This window comes from Micromonospora sp. NBC_00821 (genome assembly GCF_036347035.1).
GTDB lineage: Bacteria > Actinomycetota > Actinomycetes > Mycobacteriales > Micromonosporaceae > Micromonospora > Micromonospora hortensis.
The window spans coordinates 5,799,482-5,825,272 of sequence record NZ_CP108880.1 but is presented as its reverse complement, the minus strand read 5'-3'; the positions used below and the strand labels follow the sequence as shown (position 1 = coordinate 5,825,272).

26 protein-coding genes are annotated in these 25,791 nt (G+C 72.6%); 14 read left to right on the top strand and 12 right to left on the bottom strand.

Translation table 11 applies throughout. The annotated features are described in order from the left end of the window. The first annotated feature begins 156 nt into the window (after nucleotides 1–156). Both OHB44_RS26460 and OHB44_RS26455 read left to right on the top strand, forming a co-directional pair. A complete protein-coding gene (locus tag OHB44_RS26460) occupies nucleotides 157–426 on the top strand; it encodes a hypothetical protein (protein WP_238686939.1) in 270 nt (89 codons plus the stop codon). Then, entirely contained in the window at nucleotides 426–1,463 is a 1,038-nt protein-coding gene (locus OHB44_RS26455; protein ID WP_238686940.1) for a hypothetical protein, read from the top strand. Before OHB44_RS26460 ends, OHB44_RS26455 begins: the two co-directional genes overlap by 1 nt. A 47-nt stretch (nucleotides 1,464–1,510) precedes the next feature. Here the strand turns inward: OHB44_RS26455 and OHB44_RS26450 are convergent, their stop codons facing one another. Together OHB44_RS26450 and OHB44_RS26445 are read right to left on the bottom strand one after the other, a co-directional pair. Beyond that, nucleotides 1,511–2,032: an SRPBCC family protein gene (locus OHB44_RS26450; protein WP_266304749.1), complete on the bottom strand. Its 522-nt coding sequence runs from the start codon at nucleotides 2,030–2,032 to the stop codon at nucleotides 1,511–1,513. Then, a complete protein-coding gene (locus tag OHB44_RS26445) occupies nucleotides 2,033–2,344 on the bottom strand; it encodes an ArsR/SmtB family transcription factor (protein ID WP_285795479.1) in 312 nt (103 codons plus the stop codon). 98 nt (nucleotides 2,345–2,442) lie between these two features. Here OHB44_RS26445 and OHB44_RS26440 point away from each other — a divergent pair, with 98 nt between their 5' ends. Then, complete coding sequence (locus OHB44_RS26440; protein WP_330438537.1) at nucleotides 2,443–3,369, top strand: LLM class F420-dependent oxidoreductase; 927 nt, start codon at nucleotides 2,443–2,445, stop codon at nucleotides 3,367–3,369. Nucleotides 3,370–3,387: 18 nt separating this feature from the next. Here OHB44_RS26440 and OHB44_RS26435 read toward each other — a convergent pair whose 3' ends face one another. Further along, nucleotides 3,388–3,810, bottom strand: a complete 423-nt coding sequence (locus OHB44_RS26435) for a hypothetical protein (protein ID WP_330438536.1) — start codon at nucleotides 3,808–3,810, stop codon at nucleotides 3,388–3,390. A gap of 120 nt (nucleotides 3,811–3,930) precedes the next feature. Between OHB44_RS26435 and OHB44_RS26430 the strand changes: the two genes are divergently transcribed. The 3 genes from OHB44_RS26430 (at nucleotide 3,931) to bdeA (ending at nucleotide 7,003) form a co-directional block, all read left to right on the top strand. Then, on the top strand, nucleotides 3,931–4,683 hold the full coding sequence (locus tag OHB44_RS26430; RefSeq protein WP_238686945.1) for a hypothetical protein: 753 nt from the start codon (nucleotides 3,931–3,933) through the stop codon (nucleotides 4,681–4,683). Further along, nucleotides 4,680–5,951, top strand: a complete 1,272-nt coding sequence (locus tag OHB44_RS26425; RefSeq protein WP_238686946.1) for an FAD-binding protein — start codon at nucleotides 4,680–4,682, stop codon at nucleotides 5,949–5,951. The genes OHB44_RS26430 and OHB44_RS26425 overlap by 4 nt, the downstream gene beginning before the upstream one ends. Nucleotides 5,952–6,094: 143 nt before the next feature. Continuing rightward, complete coding sequence (gene bdeA / locus OHB44_RS26420) at nucleotides 6,095–7,003, top strand: bis(hydroxyethyl) terephthalate hydrolase (protein WP_330438535.1); 909 nt, start codon at nucleotides 6,095–6,097, stop codon at nucleotides 7,001–7,003. 101 nt (nucleotides 7,004–7,104) lie between these two features. On the opposite strand, the gene OHB44_RS26415 is transcribed toward bdeA, so the two are convergent. Then, on the bottom strand, nucleotides 7,105–8,250 hold the full coding sequence (locus OHB44_RS26415; protein WP_330438534.1) for a site-2 protease family protein: 1,146 nt from the start codon (nucleotides 8,248–8,250) through the stop codon (nucleotides 7,105–7,107). A gap of 241 nt (nucleotides 8,251–8,491) precedes the next feature. Then, the gene (locus tag OHB44_RS26410) at nucleotides 8,492–9,346 is read right to left on the bottom strand and encodes an alpha/beta hydrolase (RefSeq protein WP_238687183.1); all 855 of its coding nucleotides are present in this window, start codon (nucleotides 9,344–9,346) and stop codon (nucleotides 8,492–8,494) included. Nucleotides 9,347–9,486: 140 nt separating this feature from the next. Between OHB44_RS26410 and OHB44_RS26405 the strand changes: the two genes are divergently transcribed. The 4 genes from OHB44_RS26405 to OHB44_RS26390 are packed head-to-tail and all read left to right on the top strand — an operon-like array spanning nucleotide 9,487 to nucleotide 12,975. Beyond that, a complete protein-coding gene (locus OHB44_RS26405) occupies nucleotides 9,487–10,386 on the top strand; it encodes an ABC transporter ATP-binding protein (protein WP_330438533.1) in 900 nt (299 codons plus the stop codon). Nucleotide 10,387: 1 nt separating this feature from the next. Next, nucleotides 10,388–11,188: an ABC transporter permease gene (locus tag OHB44_RS26400; RefSeq protein ID WP_238687185.1), complete on the top strand. Its 801-nt coding sequence runs from the start codon at nucleotides 10,388–10,390 to the stop codon at nucleotides 11,186–11,188. Between the two features lie 27 nt (nucleotides 11,189–11,215). Continuing rightward, entirely contained in the window at nucleotides 11,216–12,346 is a 1,131-nt protein-coding gene (locus OHB44_RS26395) for a sensor histidine kinase (protein ID WP_238687186.1), read from the top strand. Next, nucleotides 12,343–12,975, top strand: coding sequence for a response regulator transcription factor (locus OHB44_RS26390; protein WP_181539422.1), 633 nt, complete (start codon nucleotides 12,343–12,345; stop codon nucleotides 12,973–12,975). Before OHB44_RS26395 ends, OHB44_RS26390 begins: the two co-directional genes overlap by 4 nt. 16 nt (nucleotides 12,976–12,991) lie before the next feature. Here the strand turns inward: OHB44_RS26390 and OHB44_RS26385 are convergent, their stop codons facing one another. Continuing rightward, the gene (locus OHB44_RS26385; RefSeq protein WP_238687187.1) at nucleotides 12,992–13,903 is read right to left on the bottom strand and encodes a L,D-transpeptidase; all 912 of its coding nucleotides are present in this window, start codon (nucleotides 13,901–13,903) and stop codon (nucleotides 12,992–12,994) included. Nucleotides 13,904–13,978: 75 nt separating this feature from the next. After that, nucleotides 13,979–15,424 (bottom strand): alpha-amylase, encoded by a 1,446-nt coding sequence (locus OHB44_RS26380; RefSeq protein ID WP_330438532.1) that lies wholly within the window; start codon nucleotides 15,422–15,424, stop codon nucleotides 13,979–13,981. Between the two features lie 278 nt (nucleotides 15,425–15,702). Here OHB44_RS26380 and OHB44_RS26375 point away from each other — a divergent pair, with 278 nt between their 5' ends. The 4 genes from OHB44_RS26375 to OHB44_RS26360 are packed head-to-tail and all read left to right on the top strand — an operon-like array spanning nucleotide 15,703 to nucleotide 20,359. Beyond that, nucleotides 15,703–17,349: a ferric reductase-like transmembrane domain-containing protein gene (locus OHB44_RS26375; RefSeq protein ID WP_266304757.1), complete on the top strand. Its 1,647-nt coding sequence runs from the start codon at nucleotides 15,703–15,705 to the stop codon at nucleotides 17,347–17,349. After that, nucleotides 17,349–18,812: an NADH-quinone oxidoreductase subunit NuoF family protein gene (locus OHB44_RS26370; protein WP_266304758.1), complete on the top strand. Its 1,464-nt coding sequence runs from the start codon at nucleotides 17,349–17,351 to the stop codon at nucleotides 18,810–18,812. The genes OHB44_RS26375 and OHB44_RS26370 overlap by 1 nt, the downstream gene beginning before the upstream one ends. A gap of 51 nt (nucleotides 18,813–18,863) precedes the next feature. Then, nucleotides 18,864–19,484: a TlpA family protein disulfide reductase gene (locus OHB44_RS26365; protein ID WP_330438531.1), complete on the top strand. Its 621-nt coding sequence runs from the start codon at nucleotides 18,864–18,866 to the stop codon at nucleotides 19,482–19,484. Then, complete coding sequence (locus OHB44_RS26360) at nucleotides 19,481–20,359, top strand: cytochrome c biogenesis CcdA family protein (RefSeq protein WP_330438530.1); 879 nt, start codon at nucleotides 19,481–19,483, stop codon at nucleotides 20,357–20,359. The genes OHB44_RS26365 and OHB44_RS26360 overlap by 4 nt, the downstream gene beginning before the upstream one ends. A 30-nt stretch (nucleotides 20,360–20,389) precedes the next feature. Here the strand turns inward: OHB44_RS26360 and serS are convergent, their stop codons facing one another. From serS to OHB44_RS26335, 5 genes are all read right to left on the bottom strand, one after another. Continuing rightward, entirely contained in the window at nucleotides 20,390–21,673 is a 1,284-nt protein-coding gene (gene serS / locus OHB44_RS26355; protein WP_238687302.1) for a serine--tRNA ligase, read from the bottom strand. 96 nt (nucleotides 21,674–21,769) lie between these two features. Further along, the gene (locus OHB44_RS26350) at nucleotides 21,770–22,852 is read right to left on the bottom strand and encodes a DNA polymerase III subunit beta family protein (RefSeq protein WP_330438529.1); all 1,083 of its coding nucleotides are present in this window, start codon (nucleotides 22,850–22,852) and stop codon (nucleotides 21,770–21,772) included. A 25-nt stretch (nucleotides 22,853–22,877) separates the two neighbouring features. Then, the gene (locus OHB44_RS26345) at nucleotides 22,878–24,074 is read right to left on the bottom strand and encodes a saccharopine dehydrogenase family protein (RefSeq protein WP_330438528.1); all 1,197 of its coding nucleotides are present in this window, start codon (nucleotides 24,072–24,074) and stop codon (nucleotides 22,878–22,880) included. A gap of 50 nt (nucleotides 24,075–24,124) precedes the next feature. After that, nucleotides 24,125–25,273, bottom strand: coding sequence for an alcohol dehydrogenase catalytic domain-containing protein (locus OHB44_RS26340; protein WP_330438527.1), 1,149 nt, complete (start codon nucleotides 25,271–25,273; stop codon nucleotides 24,125–24,127). Further along, nucleotides 25,270–25,710 (bottom strand): hypothetical protein, encoded by a 441-nt coding sequence (locus tag OHB44_RS26335; protein WP_274531748.1) that lies wholly within the window; start codon nucleotides 25,708–25,710, stop codon nucleotides 25,270–25,272. Before OHB44_RS26335 ends, OHB44_RS26340 begins: the two co-directional genes overlap by 4 nt. Between the last annotated feature and the right edge of the window lie 81 nt (nucleotides 25,711–25,791).

The window sequence follows — 25,791 nt, the reverse complement described above, 5'->3', positions numbered from 1 at the left end:
AGGACGTCAGTACCACCGGCAGTCAGGCAGCGCCGTCCGCCGGTCGTGCCTACCGTCCCCGTGCCCCGCCGGCCTTTCGCACTGTGGACCCCGCCGGGTCCGACGTCGCTGAACCGCGCGTCGGAGCCCTGGCGACCGAGCAAGAAAGGGCCCGACATGGCCGCTCCCACTGCAACCGCAGCCCTGAACGCATCCGTCTTCGCGCCGGGTGACCAGATGCTGCTGACAGTCACCTACTCCGACGCCGACACCAAACCGCTGACCGTCACCATCGTGGTCACCGACGCGCAGGGCAACAGCAGCGCGCCGGTCAAGGTCACGGCGGTCATCGACCCGCTCAGCGTGAGCGTCACCGACAACTCCGGACGTACCTGGACCCGGGTTTCCGACAACGGCTCCGTGGCCGTGTATCGGTCGGTGGCGTGATGCCCCGGGTAACCGTCCAGGTCCGCGACGCCGCCGGCAACACCGCGACGGCGACCGCCGACTACAGCCTGGGCCAACCAGTGCTCGGCGGCTACTACCTCTCCGGCGGCGCCGATCCGACCGCCGACATGGCCGGCGGCAACTTCCGGTCACTCACCCAGTACCGCAGCCTCGCCGACGGCTACATCTTCCCCGGCTACAACCGGCCCTGGCTGGTCAGCCTGGGCAAGGCCGGGGTGCAGATGAACATGGTCCTGGAGCTGAAGCACTACGGCGCCCCGAACTACGGACCGCAGAGCTTCACGGTGGACGGCACCAGCTACACGGTGCCGGCGCCGACGATGACCATCCAGCAGCGGCCCGGCGCGACCTGGCCGAAGGCGTACGGGTACGGCCAGGTGATCAAGGGGCAGTGTGACGGGTTGCTGGCCCGTGCCCTGTCGCAGTACCGGACGCTCGGTTTCGGGGTGAACATCCAGCTCGCCTCGGAACTGGACACCGATCACGAGTTCGGCACCACCGAGGACGGCAAGGCGTACACCTGGGCCGAGTCGGACGCTCGGGCGGTGCAGGCGATGAACTACATCCTGACGTGGTTCAAGGCGCGGACGCTGCCGGCCGGGACGACCTTCTCGGTGGGGCTGGGCGGCTTCGACCGGGCCTGCTTTCAGCGCACCCACCCGGAGTCGCTGATGTCCCGCCTCGACTATCTCCAGTGGAACGCGTACGGCACCAACGCCAGCCACACGGCGCTGGCCCGGTTTCGGCGTACCAAGGACTGGGCGGTCGCGGATCTCGGCCCGGTGGCGCTGTCCCGACCGGTGATCATCGCCGAGTGGGGGGTCAGGTCGGCCGAGATCCCGGACCAGGCGGCCTGGATCGCCACGGTGCCGGCGGCGATCGCTCAGCTCAACGCCGAGCGTGGGCCACGGATCGTGCGCACCAACTACTTCAACTCCGGATGGGGCACCCTGACGCCGAAGGCCGTCGGGTTGGCCGCGCTCCGCGAGGCGTACGCCAAGCGGCCGTACGTCTGAGCGGGTTCCGGCGGCTCCGGGCTCCGGGGCCGCCGGGACCGCACCGGTCAGCCCTCGCCGAGCCGTTCGGCGTACGCGTCGCGCAGCTCGGGCCAGCCGTAGTCCTTGGCCTCCGCGCCGCGGATCGGGCCGACCGGGTCGCCGTCGAGCAATCGGTCGGCCACGTCGAGGCAGAGGTGCCAGCCGGCCGCGACCATCGGCAGCAGGCCCCGGTCGGCGACTGTGTGCCGCAGGGTGAGCCGGGTGCCGCTGCCCAGCGGGCTCAACTCCCAGCGCAGCAGGTCGTCGCCCCAGGTGTACTCCAGCAGGTGCGGCGGCTCGGCCCTGCGTACCGTCGCCGGGTCCTCCTGGGTCGTCTCGCCGTCGACGAGGGTGAGCACGGCGGTGCCGGCGTGGCCGAGATCGCGGTCGGCGAGGAACGGCGCCCACTGCGCGAGCTGGTCCGGGTCGGTCAGCGCCGCCCAGACGGTGGCTGGCGGATGCCGTAGGTCGCGGACGAAGACCAGTGTCGCGCCGTCGTCGGCGCGCACGTCGGCGGGTGGGCTGGGGCGGAACGCGTCGCGGTCCATTTACTGCTCCTGACTGTCGAGGTGCCGTTCCAGGGCGTCCAGGTGTCGGGCCCAGAGCCGCCGGTACGGGGCGAGCCAGCCGTCGACGTCCCGCAGCGGGCCGGGGTCGAGGCGGTAGATCCGCTGTCGGGCGGCCGTCCGGCAGGTGACGAAGCCGGCGTCGCGAAGCACCCGCAGGTGTTTGGAGACGGCCGGCTGGCTGACTCCGAGCCCGTCGACCAGCTCGCCGACGCTGCGTTCGGCGTCGCGGAGCTGATCGAGGATCCGGCGCCGGGTGGGCTCGGCGAGGACGGTGAAGGCGTCGGTGGACACCTGCCCAATATGCCTCCTCCGTCATATGACTGTCAAAGCATACGACGACAGCGGCCGTCCCGACGCGGCACCGCCCATCGGCTCCCTATGCTCGGATCATGGAACTTCGGATCTTCACCGAGCCCCAGCAGGGTGCCAGCTACGACCAGTTGCTCGCCGTCGCCCGCTGCGCGGAGGACGCCGGCTACGGCGCGTTCTTCCGGTCCGACCACTACCTGATGATGGGTGACGTGAGCGGCGAGCCCGGCCCCACCGACGCGTGGACCACGCTCGCCGGCCTGGCCCGGGAGACCAGTCGCATCCGGCTCGGCACGCTGATGACCGCCGCCACCTTCCGGCTGCCCGGCCCGCTGGCGATCACAGTCGCGCAGGTCGACCAGATGAGCGGCGGCCGGGTGGAGCTGGGCATCGGCACCGGCTGGTACGCCGAGGAGCACAGCGCGTACGGCATCCCGTTCCCACCGCTGGCCGAGCGGTTCGACCGGCTGGAGGAGCAACTCGCCGTCATCACCGGGCTCTGGGCCACACCGCCGGGGGAGCGGTTCGACCACGACGGTAGGCACTACCCGGTCCGGGACTCGCCCGCCCTGCCCAAGCCCGTGCAGCCGCGTCCTCCGATCCTGCTCGGCGGGACGGGCCCGAAGCGCACCCCTCGGCTGGCCGCCCGCTACGCGGACGAGTTCAACCTGCCGTTCGCCTCGGTGCCGGACACCGCGGCGCAGTTCGACAGGGTCCGCGCGGCCTGCGCCGAGATCGGCCGGGACCCGGCCGGGATGGTCTGGTCCAACGCCCTGGTGCTCTGCTGCGGGCGCGACGACGCCGAGGTGGCCCGCCGGGCCGCCGCCATCGGCCGGGAACCGGACGAGCTGCGGGCAAACGGCCTGGCCGGGACGCCCGCCGAGGTGCTGGACACCATCGGCCGGTACGCCGAGATCGGCAGCGAGCGGCTCTACCTCCAGGTGCTGGACCTCAGCGACCTGGAGCACCTGGAGCTGGTCGCCAGCGAGGTGATGGCGAAGCTCTGAGTCGACCGCGCCCCCGGGTCAGGCCCGGTGGGCGCCCGTCCCGACCGCGTTCGGGTCGCCCAGCACGGTGTCCAGACGCCCGTCGCGGTCACTGTCCACGTAGGTGATGTCCGGGATCCCGTCACCGTCCACGTCGATCTGGACGACGTCGGCGACGCCGTCACCGTCGAGGTCGGTGACCACCTCCACCGAGCCGTCCAGGTGACGCGTCACGATCGACTGTGCGCCACCGGCGCGCGGCGGCGGGCCGGGTGCCGGCACCGGCGTCGGGGCGGGCGCGGGCGCCGGTGTCGGTCGAGGCCCGGGGGTGGGCGACGGGTGGCTCGGCAACCCGCCGGCTGGCGGCGCGCTGGCCTGCTCGACCTCGGTGCCGGTGGGGTCCAGTTCCTCCTCGGAGGGGAAGACGTCACCTCGTGCGGCCGGATCGCGGTAGCTGCTCATGGGCGTAGGGTTCCCCGACGACGACGAGAACAACCGTGCCCGATCGACCGGTGTCCTTGGTGCCCGGTCTGGCGGAAGATGTCGGGACCGACGCCACGGTCATGAAACGGGGGTCCGAGCGTGGAATTGCGCCGGAATCGGGGGGCCCGTGCGCTCGCCCTGGTCTGCGTACTCGGTGGAGTGCTGCTGTTGGTCTATCGCAGCGAGGGCGCCCTGCTGCGGACGATCATCGCGGTGGGGGCGATCGCGCTCGGCGCGGTGGCACTGGTCAGCGCGATGCGGCCGTTCCGGTTCAGGATCCACTCCGACGGGCTCAGCATCCGGCGGCCCGGCCTGCGTCGGGAGATCGGGTGGGCCGAGGTCGACGTCCTGGTCCTCGACGAGCCGTCCCGACGCGACGGCCATCCGGAGCCGCCGCGACTGCTGTTGGTGCCTGTGCCGGGTGTGACGATCGAGCCGGTGACCGCCCGTCACCCGCTCGACGGCCGAGCGGCCGTCGAATTGCTCGTCCTTGACCAGGTCCGTGAGCAGCCCGAGCAGGTGTCCGCCGCGCTCACCCAATATGCCGGCGGCCGTTTCGTCGACCTGCTCGCGCTGCGTCGTGCCGCCTTCGAGACCCCGGACCTCCCGGTCGGCCTGCGTGGCTACCAGATGGACCGGGTCGACCGGTTGATCCGACGCGGCCAGGACGCGCTGATGTCCGGGGACGCGTCAGCCCGGCAGGCGGCCCGGGGAGAGATCGAACGGGCCACCACTGCCGGTCTGCCGATCGCCCAACGTGGTTACAGCACCATCCAGACGGATACGGTTCTGGACGCCCTCGTCACCGCGTTGGCCGACCACCAGAGCACCGATCGGGAGACCGCCACATGACCGCGCAGGGATCGCACGCCGCGTCGACCACCGAGGTTCCGCGCCGCAACTGGGCCGGCAACGTGCGGTACGCCGCGAAGGCGTTCCACCGCCCCACCTCGATCGAGGAACTACGCCAGCTCGTCGCCGGCAGCAGCCGGATCCGGGCGGTGGGCAGCGGGCACTCCTTCAACCGTCTCGGCGACACCGACGGTGACCTGGTCAGCCTCGCCGGGCTGCCCCCGGTCGTCGAGGTGGACCACGAGCGGGGACAGGTCACCGTGAGCGGCGCGCTGCGCTACGGCGACCTCGCCCGACAGTTGCACACCCAGGGGTACGCGCTGGCGAACCTCGCCTCGCTGCCGCACATCTCGGTGGCCGGTGCGGTGGCCACCGCCACCCACGGCTCCGGCCAGACCCACGGCAACCTGGCCAGCGCTGTCGCCGGTCTGGAACTGGTCACCGCCGACGGCGATCTGCTCCGGGTCGACCGCGACACCGACACGTTCGCCGGCATGGTGGTCGGGCTCGGCGCGCTCGGCCTGGTCACCCGCGTGACCCTGGACGTCGTGCCGACCTTCGCGCTGCGCCAGTACGTACGCCTCGACCTGGACCGGACGGCGTTGGACGAGGCGCTCGGCTCGGCGTACAGCGTGAGTGTCTTCACCGACTTCCGTACGCCCCGGCTGCGCGAGGTGTGGCGCAAGCAGTTGGCCGACCAGCCACCACCCTCGGCGGACTGGCTGGGCACCACAGCCGCCGACCAGCCCCGGCACCCGGTGCTCGGGATGCCGGCGGAGAACTGCACCCCGCAGCTCGGTGAGCCGGGCCCGTGGCACGAGCGGCTGCCGCACTTCAAGCTCGGCTTCACCCCGAGCAGCGGCGACGAACTGCAGTCCGAGTACCACGTCGCCCGTACGGCGGCGGCGGACGCGCTCGCCGCGCTGGACGACCTGGCGGACCTGATCGCCCCGGTGCTGCTGGTGTCCGAACTGCGGACGGTGGCGGCCGACGAGCTGTGGCTCAGCCCGAACTACCGGCGGGACAGCTTCGTGCTGCACTTCACCTGGGTCGACGACACCGCGGCGGTGCTGCCCGTGGTGGCCGCCGTGGAGGAGCGGCTGGCGCCCTTCGCTGCCCGCCCACACTGGGGCAAGGTCTTCGTCACCGACCCGGCGGAGCTGTCCGCCCGCTACCCGAGGTACGCCGACTTCGCCGCGCTCGTGGCGGACCTGGACCCGAAGGGCACGTTCCGCACCGACGCCCTGGACCGCTACTTCCCCCGGTGACCGAGCGCGTGCCATAGCGCTGTGGCATGGGGCGGCTGGGATTGGTGGGTGGAAGACCCCGGACAGACACTGATGTCTGTCGATGAGTCTCATCGTCCGGTCCCCGTCCCGGGACCGTCGGCTCCACCCCCTCGGAGCGAGACATGCAGCCCGTACCCGCCATCACCCCCGAACCAGTCACCCGCCGCCCCCGCCGCGGTCTGCGGTGGGCGCTCGCCCTGGCCGTGCTCGGCGCCGGACTGGGCGCAGCGCCCGCCGCCCACGCCGCCGCCAGCCCGTACGAGCGCGGCCCGGCCCCCACAGTGGCCAGCATCGAGGCCAGTCGAGGCGCGTTCGCCATCGCCCAGAGCACCGTCGCCGCCTCCAGCGTCAGCGGATTCCGGGGCGGAACGATCTACTACCCGACCAGCACCGCCGAGGGCACCTTCGGCGCTGTCGCGATCTCACCCGGTTACACCGCCACCCAGTCCAGCGTGGCCTGGCTGGGGCCACGCCTCGCCTCGCAGGGCTTCGTGGTGATCACGATCGACACGTTGTCCCGCTACGACCAGCCGGCCAGCCGGGGCACGCAACTGCTCGCAGCCCTGGACTACCTCACCAACACCAGCGGCGTGCGTACCCGGATCGACCGCAACCGGCTCGCCGTGATGGGGCACTCGATGGGCGGCGGCGGCAGCCTCTCGGCGGCGAACTCACGACCGCAGCTTCAGGCCGCGATCCCGCTGACCGGCTGGCACACCGTCAAGAACTGGTCCGGCGTACGGGTGCCGACGCTTGTGGTCGGCGCGGAGAACGACTCGGTGGCGCCGGTCTCGTCGCACTCGGAGCCCTTCTACACCAGCCTGCCGTCCACGCTGGACAAGGCGTACCTGGAACTCAACAACGCCAGCCACTCCGCGCCCACCTCGACGAACGTGACGGTCGCCAAGTACAGCATCTCCTGGCTGAAGCGCTTCGTGGACGACGACACCCGCTACGACCAGTTCCTCTGCCCCGCACCCCCCGCCTCGTCAACCATCCAGGAGTACCGAAACACCTGCCCCCACTCCTAACCCCTCTTACCTTCGTTGATCATGAAGTTATTGCCACCCGGCGCGGCGTGTCGGCGCAATAACTTCATGATCACCGGGAGGGGTGGGGGTGTGGGTGTGGGTCACCGGGAGGGGGAGGGGGTGGGGGTGCGGAGGGTGCTGCGTTGGACGGCGCGGCTGATGTCGCTGGGGGAGACTATGCCGGTCAGGTGGCCGTCTTCGGTTACCACCAGGGCTCGGCCGTCGGCGCACTCGGAGAGCCGGGGGAGCAGGTCGTTGAGCTGTTCACCGGGCTGGGCCAACACCAGCTCGTCGGCTCGACAGGCCACCTCGGCCAGCGTGGTCGACGCCCGCCGCTCCGGCGGCACGCCCCGCACCCGGTCGACGGTGACCAGGCCGGTCGGCCGGCCGTCCTCGGTCAGCGGCAGCGCCGAATGCCGGTACGCGAACAGGTAGTTGTCGACGAAGTCCGCGACAGTCATCTGCGCCGAGGCGGTCTGCGGCTGCGGGGTCATCACATCGCCCACCCGAATCCCGCGCAGCGCGGTGCCGGTGCGGGCCTGCCGCTCCTCCATCCCGGCCGCTCCGATCAGGAACCAGCCGATCAGCGCCAGCCACAGCCCGCCGAACCCGACACCGGACAGGAACTGCCACAACCCCAGGCCGATCAGCAGCACACCAAGCACCCAGCCGGCCCGGGCGGCGACCACCGACGCGCGGGTCCGGTCACCGGTGGCCTTCCAGACCGCGGCGCGCAGCAAGCGGCCACCGTCCAGGGGCGCGGCCGGCAGCACGTTGAAGACGGCCAGCAGCACGTTGATCCCCGCCAGCCAGGCCACCGCCCCGAACAGCAGCCCGCCCTGCCCGGCCAGGGCGAGCAGCGCCGCGATGGCACCGAAGAACGCCCCGATCAGCAAGCTGACCAGCGGGCCGACGCCCGCGATCCGCAGCTCCGCGCCCGGGTCGCGCGGCTCGCCCCGCAACTCGGCGACGCCCCCGAACAGCCACAGCGTGATGCCGTCGACCTCCAGCCCGTTGCGCTTGGCCACCACCGCGTGCGACACCTCGTGGGCGAGCAGGCCGACGAAGAAGACCACCGCCGCGGCCAGCCCCGCGATCAGGTACGCCCCCGATGAACGGTCGGGGTACGAACGGGGGAACTGGTTCGCGGCCAACCCCCACGCGATCAACGCGAAGATGACCAGCACGCTCCAGTTGACGCCGACCGGCACTCCCGCGACCCGGCCAAGCCGGAAACTGGCCCTCATCCCACCGAGATACCCCGCCAGACCGGGGGCATGCCCACCTGACCCAAGCTGGACCCGTGTCGCCGGATGTCCCGGTGAGCGGTATACCTCTGAGTCATAAGAATGCCCCCGAGGTATACCGCCTTCGATCGACCTGGCCACTCGGCCCCGCACCCAGTGCGCCGAGGTGGTTGTGCGGCGGCCGGCTGAGGTGGTGGGTGGCCCCGACCAGGGGCCGGTCGACCTCCGAACCGAGCTCCGATCAGCGGCGGGGGGTTTCGCTGGCGATGGTCATCTCGCGGGGCAGGGCCGCCGCGCGCAGCGCCCAGTCCAGCGCGTAGTCGGCGATCTTCTCCCAGCCGTCCTGGCCGACGGTGAAGTGTGATCGGCCGGCGAACTGCTCGTACGCGGTGAGGGCCCGGGACTTCTGGTAGAGCCCGGCGTTGGCGCGGACCACCGACGCCGGCACCACGTGGTCGACCTCGCCGGCCATCAGCAGCAGCGGCGCCCTGTCGTTGCGACCGACGTCGACCCGGGCCGGCGAGCGCGGGTCGAGGTTGGCGAACGCGCCCTCGAAGAAGACCCGACCGGCGCCGGGGACGGCGTAGCGCCGCCAGGCCCGGTCGGAGTCCTCACGGCTCATCGTGTTGCCGAAGGTGTAGGCGAAGTCGTCAGGGGTGAACGGGACGGCCTTGCCCCGGTTGGCGGGGCTGCGCAGGATCGGAAAGCCCGAGCGGAGCTGACTCAGCGGCACCTTGAGCACGCCCTTCACCGCAGCGGGGTGCACTCCCACCACCGCCGCGCCGAGACCCCGGTCGGCGAGGACCTGGGCGAACAGGCCGCCGAACGAGTGCCCCATGATGATCGGCGGTCGGGGCAGCGCCCGGATGATCCGGTCGTAGTGCGCCACGATCGTCGCCATGCTCTGCTCGGCGATCGGGCCGGGATCGTCGCGCAACTCCTCCACTGACCGGTCCATGCCGGGCCAGGCGGGGGCGATGACGTGCATGCCGCGCTCGGTGTACCGCCGGGCCCACCCCTCCCAGCTACGCGGCGTCATCCAGAGCCCGTGGATCAGCACGACCGTGTCGACCTGACCCTGCGGCGTGGCACCCATCGCGTCCTCCCGGTGTCGCGGCTCGGCCCGGCGGTTACCCGCTGTGCCCGTCCGGAATCCGGCCGCCCTGACAAATGTCACGGTCGGGGCGTGACGACCGCTCCGGGCACCGGGGTACGCCCCACCGGAGCATCAGTGGCATGACCAGTACGCATCCGGCTGTCGAGTTGGACGGCCTCACCAAGAGCTTCGGCGCGGTCACCGCTGTCGACGGGTTGAGCCTACGGGTGCAGCCCGGCGAGGTGGTGGCGTTCCTCGGCCCGAACGGCGCGGGCAAGACCACCACCATCGACATGCTGCTGGGGCTGTCCCGTCCGGACACGGGCACCGTCCGTGTCCTCGGCGGCACCCCTGACGACGCGGTGGCCCGAGGTCGGGTCGCCGCCGTACTCCAGACCGGCGGGCTGCTCAAGGACCTCACAGTGGGCGAGACGGTACGGATGACGTCCCACTTCTACCGGCACACCCGACCGGCGGCGGAGGTGCTGGAGCGGGCCGGTATCACCGACATCGCCGACCGGGTGGTCGGGCGCTGCTCGGGCGGTCAGCAGCAACGACTGCGCTTCGCGCTGGCCCTGCTGCCCGACCCGGACCTGATGGTGCTCGACGAGCCGACCACCGGCATGGACGTCGAGGGTCGGCGGGACTTCTGGCAGGCCCTGCGCCGTGACGCCCGGCGCGGACGGACCGTCATCTTCGCCACCCACTACCTCGACGAGGCGGACGCGTACGCCGACCGGATCGTGCTGGTCCGGCAGGGGCGCATCGTCGCCGACGGCACCACCGCGGAGATCAAGAACCTGGCCGCCGGCCGTACCGTGCGGGCCACCCTGCCCGGCGCCGACCAGGCCGCGCTCGCCGCCCTGCCCGGCGTGGACGCAGTGGAGGTGCGCGGCGACAGCGTGCTGGTGCGGACCGGCGACTCCGACGCCGTCGCCCGGCACCTGCTGACCCGGACGGCAGCCCGGGATGTCGAGATCACCTCCCGCAACCTCGAGGACGCCTTCCTCGCCCTGACCACAGCGCAGAGCGGAGCCTGAGATGACCACCTCCACCCCCACCCGCGCCGCTGTCACCGAGCCGGACCGTCGGTTGCCCGCGCTGGGCGGGTTCGCTCCCGGCGCCCTGGGCATCGAGCTGCGCCGGGTGCTGCGAAACCGCCGCACCCTCGCCTTCACGCTGATCATGCCGGGCGTCTTCTTCCTCATCTTCGGCCTGCCGCAGGGCGGGCAGTCACTGGACAACGGTCGGCCGGTGACGGCGTACGTGATGATCAGCTTGGCCGTCTACGCGGCGATGGTGGCCACCACCAGCGTCGGTGGCGCGGTGGCCACCGAGCGGGCGTTGGGCTGGAGCCGGCAACTGCGGCTCACCCCGCTGCGCCCGGCGGCGTACGTGGCGACCAAGCTGATCACCGCGATGAGTCTCGGTCTGCTCGCTGTGGTCATCGAGTTCCTGGTGGGCGCCGTGGCCGGCGTCCGCGTCCCGGCGTACGTCTGGTTGCTGTCCGGGCTCGCCGCCTGGGTCGGCTCGCTGGTCTTCGCCGCGTTCGGTCTCTTCATCGGCTACCTGGCGCCGGCCGAGAACGTCATGCAGATCATCGGCCCCGTCCTGGCCGTGCTGGCCATGTTCGGTGGGCTGTTCGTCCCGGTCGAGGTGCTGCCGGACGTGCTCCAGCAGGTCGCGACGTTCACCCCGGTGTACGGCATGGGCGTGTTGGCCCGCGCCCCACTGACCGGCGACGGGGTGAGCATGGCGGCGGTGGCGAACCTCGTCGTCTGGGCGTTGCTCTTCGGCGTCGGCGCGGCCCGGCTGTTCCGCCGGGACACCGCGCGGGTCTGACCGGCAGCGACAGCTAGCGTGAACCCGATGGACCTCTCGACCGGGCAGCCCTGGCCGGTGAGCCGCCACTGGCGGGTCACCGGCTGGCTGCTGGCCGCCGTCTGGCTGTTCTTCCTCAACGTGCCGCTCGCCACCGCGCTGCACCAGCCGGAGCCGTGGCGGCGGGTCCTCGGTGTGGTGGCCCTGGTCGTCTTCGGCATCGGTTACGTGCTGCTGTTCCAGTGGGCCCGCAAGCTGCGCCAGTCAATGCTGCCGATTCCGACGGGCCGGGCGCGGGTCGGGCTGGCGCTGCTGCTCGCGGTGGGCCTGGCCAGCCTTCCGGGCACCGAAGGGGACTGGCTGGCCACCCTGGTCTACGTGGCCGCGGCGGCGGTGTTCCTGCTGCCGCCGTGGGAGGCGCTGGCCGCCGTGGTGCTCTGCGCGGTGACCCCCGTGCTGGCGTCCTGGCTGGTGCCGGGATGGGAGGCGGAGAACGGCATCGTCTTCGCGGTGCTGCTCGCCTCGTTCGCCATGTTCGGGGTGTCGCGGCTGGCGCAGCGCAACAGCGAACTCCGCGCCGCCCAACAGGAGATCGGTCGGCTCGCGGTCGCCGAGGAGCGGTCTCGCGCCGCCCGGGACCTGCACGACATCCTCGGGCACTCGCTGACAGTGGTGGCGATCAAGGCCGAGTTGGCCGGGCGTCTGATCGAGGTCGACCGGGAGCGGGCCGCCGCCGAGATCGCCGAGGTGGAGGCGCTGGCCCGGGCCGCGCTGGCCGACGTACGACAGACGGTCGGGGCGTACCGCGAGGTCAGTCTCGCCGCGGAGCTGGCCGGCGCACGCTCCGCGCTGGCCGCGGCGGGCATAGCGGCGGACGTGTCGGCCGAGGTGCCGGATCTGCCGGAGGAGTGGGACCGGTTGTTCGGCTGGGCGGTACGGGAAGGGGTGACGAACGTGGTCCGGCACAGCGGGGCGCGGTGCTGCGTGATCCGGGTCCACCCGGATCGGGTCGAGATCAGTGACGACGGCCGTGGCCCGTCCACTCCCGACCCGAGTGGGCACGGGCTGGTGGGCCTGCGGGAGCGGGCGCGGCGGCTGGACGCGGTGGTGACGGTCGGCCGGCGGCCGGCGGGTGACGGCTTTCTGCTGCGGGTGCACGCGCCGGAGGAGGCCCGGTGAGCGGCGGGTCCACGCCGATCCGGCTGTTGCTCGCCGACGACCAGGCGCTGGTCCGGGGCGCGCTGGCCGCCCTGCTCTCGCTGGAGGAGGACCTGACGGTGGTCGCCGAGGTCGGCCGGGGCGACGAGGTGGTGCCCGAGGCTCGACGCAGCGCTCCCGACGTCGCCCTGCTGGACGTGGAGATGCCCGGCCTGGACGGGATCGCCGCCACCGCGGCGTTGCGGGCCGCGCTGCCGACCTGTCGGGTGCTGGTGGTGACCACCTTCGGTCGACCCGGCTACCTGCGCCGGGCGATGGAGGCCGGTGCGAGCGGTTTCGTCGTCAAGGACACCCCGGCCCGGCAGCTCGCCGACGCGGTCCGCCGGGTGCACGCCGGACTGCGGGTGGTCGACCCGACCTTGGCCGCGGAGACGCTGGCCGCCGGGGTCAGCCCGCTGACCGAGCGGGAGACCGAGGTGCTGCGGACCGCGCGGGGCGGTGGCAGCGCCGCCGACCTGGCCAGGGCGTTGCACCTTTCCGAGGGGACGGTACGCAACCACCTGTCCGCGGCGATCGGTAAGACCGGTGCCCGCAACCGGGCCGACGCGATCCGGGTCGCCGAGCAGAACGGCTGGCTGCTCGGCGAGTGACGATGCCGGCCGGCGCTCAGGCGGTCGGCGGCGGGGCGGCCAGTTCGTCGACCACGACGACGCTGCTGCCGGGACGGACCTCGGCGAGCAGTTCCCGCTGACCGCTGCGGGTCAGCCGGATACAGCCGTTTGTGGTGTTCTCGCCCAGCTCGCCGTCATGGTGCCAGGTGTGCACCCCGATGTGCGCGCCGCGCAGCCCGGACGGCACCGACTCCGGGTCGTCGGGCACCGAACCGAGGGCGTAGATGTCCACCCCGCCGTAGACCTCCTCCGGCGGTGGGGTGCGGCCCAGGATGAAGGTCCGCCCCAGTGGAGTCTCCTGGCCCGACTGGCCGAGGCTGACCTCCCAGGTGCGTACCGCCTTGCCGGCCCGGTACCAGGTGAGCCGGTGGACCTTGCGTTCCACGACGATCTGGTCGCGCAGCGGCACCGTCTCGAACCCGCCGGGCGGCAGCCAGGCGAGCTGGCGGTTGGCCGAGGGCAGCAGGACGGCCGTCCAGCCGGCGCGCCGCTGGGCGATCGGCATTGTCAGCTCGACACCGCGGATGGTCGGTTCGAGGAAGGCGCGCGGCCGACCGCCGGGCGCGTCGTACGCGGCGATCCGTCTGGTCGGGTGCACGCCGTCGGTCAGCGGTGTGACGTCCATGGTGTCCGGGTCGGCGGGGAACCCTCCGGGTGCGGGGTCGTAGTCGACCACCGGCAGCCCGTCCGGGGCGGGCGCGGCCGGGGGGATCGACTCCTCCGGGCTCTGGTCCACACTGCTCGGAGTCGGGTCGGCTACCACCACGTTGCGGTCGTCCGGGGCCGTCGAGCTGGGGGTGAGGGCCTGGCCGACCAGCAGCGCGGTCACCAGCAGCGCGGGTACGCCGATCGCGGCGGCCACCCAGACGCCGCGACGACGGTACGGAGTCTTTCGGTCAAACGGCACGAAACCACTCTATGGTGGCTGATGCTTCGGGGCCCCCGGTTCGGCGAGACCCGCCGTCCGGAGGCCCCTGTCGAATCAGATTCGCGCGCCGATGTGGATGGCCACGGCGTCGTGCGCCGGCACGTTCGCCGCGAACCAGCCGCTACCGTCCACCGTGATCACCGGTCCGCTGCACGTGCCGCCCGCGTAGGTGCCGTGGACGACGTCGCAGTATCGACCGGCGGGCAGCCCCGTGTAGTAGGAGCGACCGTTCACAGCGGCGTCCTCGTCGTTGACGGTGATAAAGCCCTTGCCGCTGCGGCTGAACGCGATGTGGTTGTTGCCGTTGTCGTACCAGTTGGCCACGCCGGCGCCCTCGGTGGCGTTGCGGAAGCCGACCATGTTGGCGATCACCGGCCAGCGGTGTTCGCACTCCCAGCCGGAGTAGCAGGTGGTGTTGAGCGTCTTGTTGGCGCCGTCCGACGGTGGGCCGGCGTCCCGGTTGCTGAAGGTGTAGCTGGACATGACGGTCGGGGAGCCGTACGGCCAGGCCAGCATGAAGGCGTTCGCCAGCGCGTAGATGCCCCGGTCGCGGTAGGTCAGCACCCCACCGGAGTCGCGTTGGGTGTCGTGGTTGTCGACGAACACCGAGGCCGGGCCGGTGGGCAGGTGCCCCCAGCCCTCACCGAAGTTGCGCAGGTACGCCAACCGCTCGGAGCGGAACACCCGGGCCAGGTCCTTGCCGTAGCGGAACTCGTGCACGTCACCGTTGCCGGTGTACTCGGTCGGCTGCACCGGCTCGCCGGCGCCGTGGATGACCTCCTGCACGATGTACGCGGAGCGGGACAGCTTGCCCCTGATGGCGGCGATGTCGGCGGCCGGCATGTGCTTGCTGGCGTCCATCCGGAAGCCGTCGACGCCGAGCGAGAGCAGGTCGTTGAGGTACGAGGCGATCTTCGTGCGGACGTAGTCCGATTCGGTCTTCAGGTCCGACAGGTTGACCAGCTCGCAGTTCTGCACCTCGTACCGGTCGTTGTAGTTGGCGATGTCGTCGCCGCCGTTGCGCCCGCAGTGGTGGAAGTCCTGGGTCTGGTAGATGCCCGGGTAGTCGTAGTGCGAGTAGGACGAGCCGGCCCAGCCGGTGCCGCCGTTGTCCTGACCGGACATGTGGTTGATCACCGCGTCGACGATTACCTTGACCCCGGCCGCGTGGCAGGTGTTCACCATCGACTGGAACTGGGCCCGGGTGCCCTTACGGGACTCGATCCGATAGCTGACCGGCTGGTACGCCAGCCACCACTGGTTGCCCCGCACGTGCTCCTGCGGGGGCGAGACCTGAACGAAGCCGTAGCCCTTGGGGCCGAGGGTGCTCTGGCACTCGCTGGCCACCGAGGGCCAGTTCCACTCGAAGAGCTGGACGATGACCTTCTTGCCGCCGGACGGGGCGGCGACGGCCGGGGGTGCCGTCACTGCGGTGGGAACGAGCAGGCTGGCGATCAGGCCGAGGGCGAGGAGCGCCGAGCCGCGTCGACGTCGGTGCATGGGGACTCCTGACGGGAGCGGGAGCGGGGGTGGTGGTGCGGTGGGGGAGTGCCGGCTTGCCGAAATCTTGCAAGCTTGGCTGAAATTTGCTGAAAGGTTACAAGCGTGTTGCAGCGACTGTCAACGCATGGACGTTCGTCGCTGTCCAGATCGGTGGGTGGGAGCGGGTACAACGCACGGCCGCGCCCCTCGGTTCGATTTCGGCCCAGAAATTTCCGTCGGCGGGTGATCCGCGCGCCCCGCCGGTCCGTACTGGATGGGGGAGCAGGGGTCGGCCGGTGGTACGCCGCCGCGAGACGATCGAGGAGCAGATGGCCCGGGCACAGCAGGACAAGAAGGCGGCGACGGTCCGGACCAGCGCCAGCAGTCGGGGGGTGCGTACCCCGTCGCGGTCGGCGAGCGCACTGCTGATCGCGTCGGTGCTCGCCGCGCTCTGGGCGGCGATCATGCTGACCGGCGTCGGTCAGACGGCGTACGCGTACGGCTTCTTCTTCACCGAGTTCTTCGCCGGGGTGGTCTCCCTGGTGGCGTTGAGCCTCACCGTGATGCTGGGCCTGCTCGCCACCGACCGGCTGGTGCTGCGAATCTCGCACCGGGTGTTGATGCAGTCGGCGCACCGGGCCACCGGGGTGCTGGGCGTGGCCGGGCTCGGCTTCCACGTCCTCACCAAGATCGCCACCGGGCGGGCGGCGGCGACCGACGCGCTGGTGCCGTTCGTCGGCGGCCGGGGGCTCTACGTCGGGCTCGGCACCGTGGCCGCGCTGCTGATGGTCAGCGTGATCTGGACCGGCATCATCAGGGCCCGCTTCGCCGGCGTCGGTCCGAAGTGGCTGTGGCGCACGCTGCACTCCACCGCGTACCTGGCCTGGCCGTTCGCTGTCTTTCACGGCCTCAACGCCGGTCGGGCCGCAGCGCCCTGGGTGTTGTTCAGCTACCTCGGCTGCATCCTGCTGGTGGTGCTGGCCCTGCTGGTCCGGTTCTCGGTCACCATCGGTCGGCGCAGCCGCGAGCAGCACCAGGCAGCGGTCCGCAACGCGGTGATGGCAGGCCGGGCCGAGGAGGCGAAGACCGCCCGATCGCTGCTGGCCGGGTTGGGTCGGCGCAGCAAGGCCGCCGACAAGCGTCCCGCCTGGGCGGAGACCACCACCGCCACCTGGGCCGCGCCGGCCGCGCGACGTGACCCCGAACGGTTCACCGTCCCGGTGGTGCCCGAGCCCGGTTCTCTCGTCGAGCCGACCCGGCCGAGCCGACGTCGGCGGGAGGAGGAGCCGGCGGCCCGCCGCGACACCGAACGGTCCTCGCGCAGCCGGCGGACCGAGGAGACCACCACCAGCCGATCGGCCCGCCGCAGCGTGGAGGACACCGGCACGTTCCGACGCGACGAGGAGGAGTTGGAGCCGGTGAGCCGGCGACGCGCCTCCCGCACCCGGGACGAGGACGTACCGACCGGCCGGCGACGCGCCGACGAGGTCACCTCGGAGCGGTCCCGTCGCCGGTCCCGCGACGAGGACGACGGCAGCCGTTACTCGGCGCCACCGCAGCCGACCCTCGCCGAGCCCGAGGAGCCGTGGGACAGCCCACGCCGGTGGCAGGCCGACGACCCCATCTCCGCCGGCCCGATCTCCGTGGAGCCGATCTCCGCCGGCCCGGTCTCCAGCAGCCCGATCTCGTCGGCGCCGCGCAGCGGCAGCGGCCGGCACAGCGCGGATGACGACCTGCCCGAGGAGCCGGACTACTGGCGCCCGCCGGCCCGGTACGTGCCGGACGAGGTGGCGCCGCCCGTCGACGACACCCCGACCCTTGTCGACCTGGCGTCCCGCCGTGCTCGACGGGCAGCCGGCGAGGGCAAGTCCAAGCGCCGCAAGGCCAGCGCCGACGCTGTGGACGGGGCGTACTGGGCCGGGCTGCGGGGTGAGGCGAAGTGATGCGCACCGCCGTGCCACCGGTCGCCTGCGTCGGCGAACCGCGGCTCACCGCCGGTTTCGCCGAGTACGGCCGACTCGACCTGCTCGCGCACGAGGAGGTGCACGGACCGATCGGCCCGATGGAGCCGGCGCAGCTGCTCCAACTCGCCGAGGGCATGCAGCTCAAGGGCAAGGGCGGAGCGGGTTTCCCATTCGCCCGCAAACTGCGCGCGGTGCTGGAGTCCTGCGAGCGGCAGGACCTCGCCGCCGTGGTGGTCGTCAACGCCACCGAGGGGGAACCGGCCAGCTGGAAGGACAAGGTGCTGCTGACCCGCGCCCCGCACCTGGTCCTGGACGGGGCGGCGCTGGCCGCGTACGCGCTGGACGCCGACGAGATCGTGATCGGCGTGGCGGACGACGGGGTCGGCCGGGACTCGCTGATGGATGCGCTCGAAGAGCGCCGGATGCCGGTGCAGACGACGATCGTCACAGTGCCGCACCGGTTCATCTCCGGCGAGGGCGGCGCACTGGTCAACGGGATCAACGGGCTGCCGCACATCCCGCCGGGCACCAAGAAGCGCTCCAGCGACTCCGGGGTCAGCGGCCTGCCCACCCTGCTGTCCAACGCCGAGACGTACGCCCAGCTCGCCATCGGCGCCCGACTGGGCCCGTACGAGTACGCGGCGCTCGGCACCGACGACGAGCCGGGCACCGTGCTGCTCACCGTGACCGGCGCGGCGGGCCGACCGGCGGTGGTGGAGTGCACCGCCGGCATGCCGCTGCGCGACGTCCTCGACCTGTGCGAGGTGCCAGCCACCCAGGGCATCCTGATGGGCGGCTACCACGGCAAGTGGATCACCCCGGAGGCGGCGGAGACGGCCGAGGTCTCCCGCAAGGGCCTGGCCGCTGTCGGCGGCACCCTCGGGGCGGGCATCATCATCCCGCTCGGTGTCGACACCTGCCCGCTCGGTGAGGCCGCCCAGGTGGTGCGCTACCTGGCCGGCGAGTCCGCCGGCCAGTGCGGGCCGTGCAAGATGGGCCTGCCGGACCTGGCCCGCGCCGTGGACCTGGCCGTCGCCGGCAGCCAACCGGCGGACGTGGTGCGCGCCGCCGCCGGCGAGGTGAAGGGCCGGGGCGCGTGCAGCCACCCGGACGGCACCGCCCGCTTCGCGCTCTCCGCGATCGAGGTCTTCGCCGAGGACCTGCGACTGCACAGCACCGGCGACGGCTGTGGCCGACGGGTCAAGGGCGTGATGGGGCTGCCGGGCGCACCCGACGCGAACCCGCAGAAGCTCACACTGGACTGGTCCCGCTGCGACGGGCACGGCCTCTGCGCGCACGTCGTACCGGACTTCATCCGGCTCGACGCGAACGGATATCCCGCCTTCCCGGCCACCCCCGTGCCGACCTGGCTGCGCGAGGGCGCGCTGAAGGCGGTCAAGGTCTGCCCGGAGTTGGCCCTCCGACTCGCCAAGGCCGAATAGCGAAGCCTCAGGCCCAGCAGGGGTCCCTTCCGGACCGGAACGGAGAAGCGGATGCGGATCAGCAGGGCGTGGACAGGGGCCCGGCGGCTTCGCCGTGCCGCCACCGCCGGAGCGCTCGTGGTGGCGCTGTTTGGCGTTGCCGCCTGTACCGGCACCGCGCCGGGTGGGCCCGCCGCCGCCGGATCGGCCCCGGCCTCGACCGGCACCCCGCCCCCGCCGGCCGACGCCGCGCCCACCCCGACCGGCGGATCACCCGCGGCGCAGGTCCCGGACGTGCTGCGCTTCACCGGGACCACCCTCGGTGGGGCCGCGTTCGACGCGGCACGACTCGCCGGCAAACCAGTGGTGCTGTGGTTCTGGGCGCCGTGGTGCGCCACCTGTGCCAGCCAGGCCTGGACCGTGGCCGAGATCGAACCCCGGTACCGGGACACGGTGCCAATCGTCGGCGTCGCCGGGCTGGGCGAGCGGAAGGCCATGAAGGAGTTCGTCACCGAGTTCGACCTCGGCGCGACGCCGCAGATCGAGGACACCACTGGCGCGCTCTGGAAGCGGTTCAAGGTGACCGAGCAGAGCATCTTCGTGATCATCGACCGGAACGGCACTGTCGTCCACCACGGCTTCCTCGACGGTGAGGCGCTCACCGCCAAGGTCGCCGCACTGGCCGGGGCGTGACCGCCACACTGCTGCTCGCGCTGACCGCCGGCATGCTCGGCGCGGTCAACCCGTGCGGCTTCGCGTTGCTGCCCGCGTACCTCTCGCTGTTGGTCGCCGGGTCGGACACCCGCGGCGCGGTCGGCCGCGCGCTCACCGCGGCGGCCGGGCTGACAGTGGGGTACGTGCTGGTGTTCGGCGCGTTCGGCCTGGCGCTCGCGCCGCTGGCCGGCTGGCTGCGGCCCCGGCTGCCGTGGCTGACGGTGGCGCTCGGCGTGCTGCTGCTGGTGGCCGGCTGCTGGTTGCTCGCCGGTCGGCGGCTGCCCGCCCCCGGCTGGTCCGCCCGGGCGCCTCGGCTGACCCGGTCCTGGCCCTCGATGGCGCTGTTCGGCGCGGCGTACGCGCTGGCGTCACTCGGCTGCGCCATCGCGCCGTTCCTGGCCATCGTGGTGACCAGCCTCCAGGCCGGCTCGACCGGTCAGGGGTTGGCGCTGTTCGGCGCGTACGCCCTCGGGATGGGGCTGGTGGTCGCGGTCGCCGCGCTCGGCGTGGCGCTGCTGCGCGACGGCCTGGTGGCCCGGCTGCGCGTCGCCGGCGCGCTGGTGCCCCGCCTCAGTGGCCTGGTGCTGCTGCTCACCGGCGGATACGTCGCCTGGTACGGCTGGTACGAGCTACGGCTGGCCGCCGGCCGCCGCGACGCCCTCAAAGACCCGGTAATCCAAGCGGCGTCCCACCTACAACAAACCCTGGCCACCACCCTGGACGTCATCGGCCCCATCCTGCTCGGAGCCGCCCTAGTGGCCCTCCTCCTCACCGCAGCCCTGACGAGGCGCCCCCGCGCCAACCCTGTCGATCATGAAGTTATTGCCCTGACACGCCGAGGTGAGGGGCAATAACTTCATGATCAACGCCGGGAACGGGCGGGGTTAGCGGGGGGTTAGGCGGTCGGTGTTTAGGCGATCTTGGAGGACCTTGGGGACCAGGACGCTGCCGTCGGCCTGCTGGTACTGCTCCAGGATGGCCGGGAAGAGCCGGCTGGTGGCCAGCGCCGACCCGTTGAGGGTGTGCACGAAGCGGGTCTGCTTGCCGCCCGGCTCGCGGTAACGGATGGCCGCCCGACGAGCCTGGTAGTCGCCGGCCCAGGAGACCGACGACACCTCCTTGTACTTGCCGGTGCTCGGCATCCACACCTCGATGTCGAGGGTCTTCTTCATCGAGGCGCTGGCGTCACCGGCCGAGAGCAACGTGCGCTGGTAGTGCAGACCCAGCCCCTCGACCAGGCTCTCGGCGTGGGCGAGCATCTCCTCCAGCGCCGCGTCGGCCTGCTCCGGCAGGGTGAACTGGAAGATCTCCACCTTGTTGAACTGGTGCCCCCGCACCGTGCCGCGCTCGTCCGAGTGCGAACCGGCCGACTCCCGCCGGTAGCACGGGGTGTACGCGAACGCCTTCAGCGGCAGCTTCGGGGTCTCCAGGATCTCGTCCTGGTACGCGCCGAGGATCGCCGTCTCCGACGTGGGCAGCAGGAACTGGCCACGCGGGGCGGACGCCGAGTCCAGGTGGTAGACGTCGTCGTAGAACTTGGGGAACTGCCCGGCGGCGAAGCCGGCCGAGTCCAGCAGCAGGTGCGGCGGGAGCAGGAACTCGTAGCCGGCCTTGATGTGCTGGTCGACGAAGTAGTTGAGCAGCGCCCACTCCAGCCGGGCACCGACCCCGGTGTACATCCAGAAACCGGACCCACCGAGCTTGACCCCGCGCTCGTAGTCGACAAGGCCCAACGCGCGGCTCAGCTCCACGTGGTCGCGGACCTTCTCGATCACCGGCGGCTCGCCGAAGGTCTTCACCACCCGGTTGGCTTCCTTGCCGCCGGCCACGACATCGTCGCTGGGCAGGTTGGGCAGCTCACTCATCGCGTCGCGCAGCCGGGCCTGCACCTCGTCCAGCTGGGACTCCAGCTCGGCGAGCTGCTGACGCTCCGCCTCCGGCGCGGCGGCCTGCGGCTCCTCGCCGGCCCGCTTCGCCTGCGCGTACGCCCGGGCCTCGGCCTTGCGGCGCTGCCGCTCGGCGTCGATCTCCGTGATCAGGGCGCGGCGTTCCTGGTCGAGCCGCTGGATCTCGTCCAGGGCACGGGTGACCTCGGCGGGATCCAGACGCTTCGCCAGCGCGGTCGCCACCGCCTCGCGATCCTTCCGGATCAACTCCATGTCGAGCATGCTGCTCCGTACGCCTCCGTCCGGGGTCACAGGTGAACCACCAGATGCTACCGTCGCGGGCTTTTCGTCCCGGGACGGGGAGTGCTGGCCGCCCGCTCAGAGCCGGATCGGCATGAGCACCGAGTAGGTGTCCGCGTCGTCCGGTCGGCGTACGGCCAGCGGGGCGATCGGCCCATCCAGCTCCAGCACCAGTTGCGGCGCGCCGGCCGCGTTCAGCGCGTCCAGCAGGTAACCGCCGTCCACCCCGACCCGCAGCGCGTCAGTGCCCAGGTCGGCGGCGGGAAGCAGCCGCAGCCGGCCCTGGTGGTCGACGCCGAGCACTGTCACCTCCCGGGTCGTGCCGTCGTGGTCGAGGGCGACAGTGGGGGCCGCCGGGTCGGCCAGCTCGGCGCGCAGCGCTGCCACGTCCACCGGGATCCGGCGCGCGCTCGGCCGCTCACCGACGGACTTGCGCAGCAGCCGGTGGTAGTCCGGGAAGTCGTACGGCAGGGCGACGCCGGTCACCGTGCGGTCGGCCACCCGCACCCGCAGGTCCGCGCCCGCCACTGTCAGCCGTACCGGCCAGGTGTCGGCGGTGTCGAGCAGTGGCCGGAGCTGGTCGACGAGGGCCACCGGCACGAACACCCGCACCGGCGGCCCGTCGACGTCGGCCCCGGCCCGAGCCAGCGCGAGCCGGTACCGATCGGTGGCGACGAGCCGGACGCCGTCGGACTCCACGTCGAACAGCACACCGGCGAGCATCGGCAACTCCGGATCGACGCCGACGGCGAAGCGCACCGCGTCGAGCGCGGCGGCCAGGGCGGCGGGGGCGACCAGAAGTGTGGTGGCGGTCGGCGAGGCCGCGTCGACCAGGGCCCGGAGCCGGTCGACCTCGCGGCGGGCGTCGCTGAGCCCGTCGGCCAGCCGGCGCAGGTGCGCGTCGAGCAGGTGGTGCACCCCCGCCGGCTCGGCGCGCACCGCTGCGGCGATCTCCGGCACCGGCATGCCGATCCGACGCAGCCCGGCCACCAGCCGGGCCGGGGCGATCTGCCCCTCGGCGTACCAGCGGTAGCCGGTCACCGGGTCGACCACTGTCGGCTCCAGCACCCCCGCCGAGTCGTAGAAGCGCAGTGCGCTGACGGTCAGGCCGCTGGCCCGGGCCAGCTCGCCGATGCTGTGCAGGTCGCTCACGCTGGGCATCCTGCCCCCTCGACCCGGTTGAGGGTCAAGCCGCGGGCTCCCGCGTCTCCTGCTTGAGCACCCGGAAGGTGAGGCCGGCCCGGACCAGCCGGTCGAGCAGCGCGTCACCCATCGCGGCGACCGGGGTGAGCTGGCCGGCGGTCGGCGGCAGCTCGTCGAGCGCCAGGCACAGCGCCGACTCGGCCAGCATCTTCGCCGTCTCGTCGTAGCCGGGGTCGCCGCCGGCGACCTCGGTGACCACCCGCTGCCCGCCGCCGGTGCCGACGAACCGGACCCGGAACCAGGACGAGGCCCGCTGCTGCGCGGTGGGCCCCTGCCCGGACGCCAGCCGGCCGAGCAGCCAGCGCCGGCTGGGCGGCAGCTTCACCAGCCCGATCAGCGCGCCGAGCCCGGCCGCGCCGGCCAGCACCGTGGGCAGCCGCTTCACCGCGGCGAAGTGCCGGTAGCGGAAGTCCGGGCCGTATTCAGGGCGGGCCGTGGCCGAGCGGCGGACCACCTGCGGGTCGATCGTCGGCAGCGGCACGGTCCAGATGCCCAGCTCCGCCGAGCGGGCCAGCCGGCCGGGCACCGCCCGGACCCGCCGGTCGGTGGGGCGTGGCTCGACCGCCCGGCGGTCTCGGGCGGCCCGGCTGGCCTGCCCGGTACGGGAGAACGCGGTGAGCGCCGAGTGGTAGGTGCCGGCGGAGAACCGGCCGCCGGCGCGCACGTACCCGTCCACGGTGATCGGGACGTCGGCGGGCAACTGCTTGACGGTGAACCAGACGCCCAGGTCGTGCGGGATGGAGTCGAAGCCGCAGGCGTGCACCAGCCGCGCGCCGGTGCGTGTCGCCTCGGCGTGGTGACGCACGTACATGAGGTCGACGAACTCCGGCTCGCCGGTAATGTCCAGGTAGTCGGTGCCGGACCGGGCGCAGGCCCCGACCAGCGGCTCCCCGTGGTGGATGTACGGGCCGACCGTGCTGGCCACCACCCGGGCGCTCTCCGCCACCGCCCGCAGGGAGTCGGCGTCGGTCACGTCGGCGGTGAGCAGCGGCAGGTCGGCCAGGCTCGGGTCGATAGCGGCCAGCCGATCCCGTACGGCGGCGAGGCGCTGCGGGTTGCGCCCGGCCAACGCCCAGCGCAGCTCGGCCGGCGCGTGCCGAGCCAGGTATTCGGCGGTCAGGCCGCCGGTGAACCCGGTCGCCCCGAACAGCACCACGTCGTACGTTCGCTCGCCAGTCATCCTCAGAGTCTGCCATTCGTGGTCGCCAATCAGCGATCACGAGGAGGCGGTCACGGCGTGAACACGGTGCGTACGCAGCCGTCGGCCCGGTCCCGGAACAGCGCGTACCCCTCGGGGCCCCGCGCCAACGGCAGCCGGTGGGTGGCCAGGTGTTCGGTCCGCAGCTCGTCGCGGGCCATCCGGTCCAGCAGCATCGGCACGTCCCGCAGATCCGGCCGACCGGCGCCGCGCAGCGTGAGTCGCCGCTCGGTCAGCGCACCCAACGGGAACGCGTCGACGAACCCTCCCGCCGTGCCGAGCACCACCACCACGCCGCTCTTGCGACACGCGTGCACGGCCTCCCGCAGCGCGTCCGGTCGGTCGGGGTGCTGCCCCGCGAACCGGTCCGACCTCGACCGGGCCGGCGGCGGGCCGACCGCCACCACGCACACGTCGGGCCCGCGCCCACCGCTACGGTCGCGCAGCTCCGCCGCGACGTCGGTACGGCGGTAGTCGAGGGACTCGGCGTCGGAGTGCCGCTCGGCCATCCGCAACCGCTCCTCGTGCCGGTCCACCACCAGCACCCGGGCGGCGCCGCGCAGCACCGCCGCCCGGGCGGTCAACTGACCCACCGCACCGGCGCCCCAGATCGCCACCACGTCGCCGGGGCGTACCGCACCCAACTCGGTGGCCAGCCACCCGGTCGGCGCCACGTCGGCGGCGAACACCGCCCGGTCGTCGTCGACGACGTCCGGCACCCGGAAGGCGCTCACGTCGGCGTACGGCACCCGCACGTACTCGGCGTGGCCGCCCGCGAAACCTCCCGCCGCGCGGGGCCGGCCGAAACAGCCGGCGTCGGAGCGGGCCCAGTCGGGATCGGCGCTGGGAAGGTCGGCCTGGGCGTTGTCGCAGCAGGAGTGCAGGCCCTGGCGGCAGTACCAGCAGCCACCGCAGGCCACGCTCGCGCCGACGACCACCCGATCGCCGGCGCGGTGTCGGCGGACTCCGGGCCCGACCTCCACCACCTCGCCCAGGAACTCCGCGCCGAGCACGTCGCCGGGCCGCAGCAGCGGGTGCCGGCCGGCCAGCAGCGGCAGGTCACCTCCACAGGTGGCGCTGCGCCGGACCCGAACGATGACGTCACGCTCGTTGCGCAGCTCAGGATCGGGGACCTCGCGTACGGCCAGTTCGCCGGCGGCCACCCAACACACCGCTCTCACCCGTGGACCTCGGGGCGGTCCAGCGCGGACCGGTCCGCGCGGAGCACCTCACCGGCCTCCACCCGTTGCTTGATCTGGCGCAGGGTCCGGCGGACCAGCAGACCCGGGTCGTCGCCGACCAGATGCGCGGCCAGCCCGGCGGGCGGGCTGACGCCGGCCAGCGGCCGGGCGGCCAACTCGGTGCCCCGGTCGCCGGGCGCCGCGCGCACCCGCACCTCGACCGCCCCGTCCAGGCGGCGCAGCGGCTCCGGCCAACGGCCCTCCGGCAGCACCTGCTCCGGCGGCCGGTCGACGGTCACCACCTCCCACCGGGCCGGCGCGGCTGCGTCGCCGTCCGCGCCTTGCCGGGCAACCCGACGGGGTACGCGCAGCAGCCGCGCCGCCCCGGCCAGCACCACGCCGCCGAGGGCTGGTCCCGCCCGCGCCAGCCGTCCCATCGGTACCACCCGTCCTCCCGGTTCACGTCCCCCGATCGTCTGTCGCTCCCGGGTGAAGCGCGCTCGCCCGGAAGGGGTGAA

Coding starts and splice junctions, on each gene's coding strand:
- OHB44_RS26460 (WP_238686939.1), top strand. CDS start 157: ATGGCCGCTCCCACTGCAACCGCAGCCCTGAACGCATCCGTCTTCGCG.
- OHB44_RS26455 (WP_238686940.1), top strand. CDS start 426: ATGCCCCGGGTAACCGTCCAGGTCCGCGACGCCGCCGGCAACACCGCG.
- OHB44_RS26450 (WP_266304749.1), bottom strand. CDS start 2,032: ATGGACCGCGACGCGTTCCGCCCCAGCCCACCCGCCGACGTGCGCGCC.
- OHB44_RS26440 (WP_330438537.1), top strand. CDS start 2,443: ATGGAACTTCGGATCTTCACCGAGCCCCAGCAGGGTGCCAGCTACGAC.
- OHB44_RS26435 (WP_330438536.1), bottom strand. CDS start 3,810: ATGAGCAGCTACCGCGATCCGGCCGCACGAGGTGACGTCTTCCCCTCC.
- OHB44_RS26425 (WP_238686946.1), top strand. CDS start 4,680: ATGACCGCGCAGGGATCGCACGCCGCGTCGACCACCGAGGTTCCGCGC.
- bdeA (WP_330438535.1), top strand. CDS start 6,095: ATGCAGCCCGTACCCGCCATCACCCCCGAACCAGTCACCCGCCGCCCC.
- OHB44_RS26415 (WP_330438534.1), bottom strand. CDS start 8,250: ATGAGGGCCAGTTTCCGGCTTGGCCGGGTCGCGGGAGTGCCGGTCGGC.
- OHB44_RS26410 (WP_238687183.1), bottom strand. CDS start 9,346: ATGGGTGCCACGCCGCAGGGTCAGGTCGACACGGTCGTGCTGATCCAC.
- OHB44_RS26405 (WP_330438533.1), top strand. CDS start 9,487: ATGACCAGTACGCATCCGGCTGTCGAGTTGGACGGCCTCACCAAGAGC.
- OHB44_RS26400 (WP_238687185.1), top strand. CDS start 10,388: ATGACCACCTCCACCCCCACCCGCGCCGCTGTCACCGAGCCGGACCGT.
- OHB44_RS26395 (WP_238687186.1), top strand. CDS start 11,216: ATGGACCTCTCGACCGGGCAGCCCTGGCCGGTGAGCCGCCACTGGCGG.
- OHB44_RS26380 (WP_330438532.1), bottom strand. CDS start 15,424: ATGCACCGACGTCGACGCGGCTCGGCGCTCCTCGCCCTCGGCCTGATC.
- OHB44_RS26370 (WP_266304758.1), top strand. CDS start 17,349: ATGCGCACCGCCGTGCCACCGGTCGCCTGCGTCGGCGAACCGCGGCTC.
- OHB44_RS26365 (WP_330438531.1), top strand. CDS start 18,864: ATGCGGATCAGCAGGGCGTGGACAGGGGCCCGGCGGCTTCGCCGTGCC.
- serS (WP_238687302.1), bottom strand. CDS start 21,673: ATGCTCGACATGGAGTTGATCCGGAAGGATCGCGAGGCGGTGGCGACC.
- OHB44_RS26350 (WP_330438529.1), bottom strand. CDS start 22,852: ATGCCCAGCGTGAGCGACCTGCACAGCATCGGCGAGCTGGCCCGGGCC.
- OHB44_RS26345 (WP_330438528.1), bottom strand. CDS start 24,074: ATGACTGGCGAGCGAACGTACGACGTGGTGCTGTTCGGGGCGACCGGG.
- OHB44_RS26335 (WP_274531748.1), bottom strand. CDS start 25,710: ATGGGACGGCTGGCGCGGGCGGGACCAGCCCTCGGCGGCGTGGTGCTG.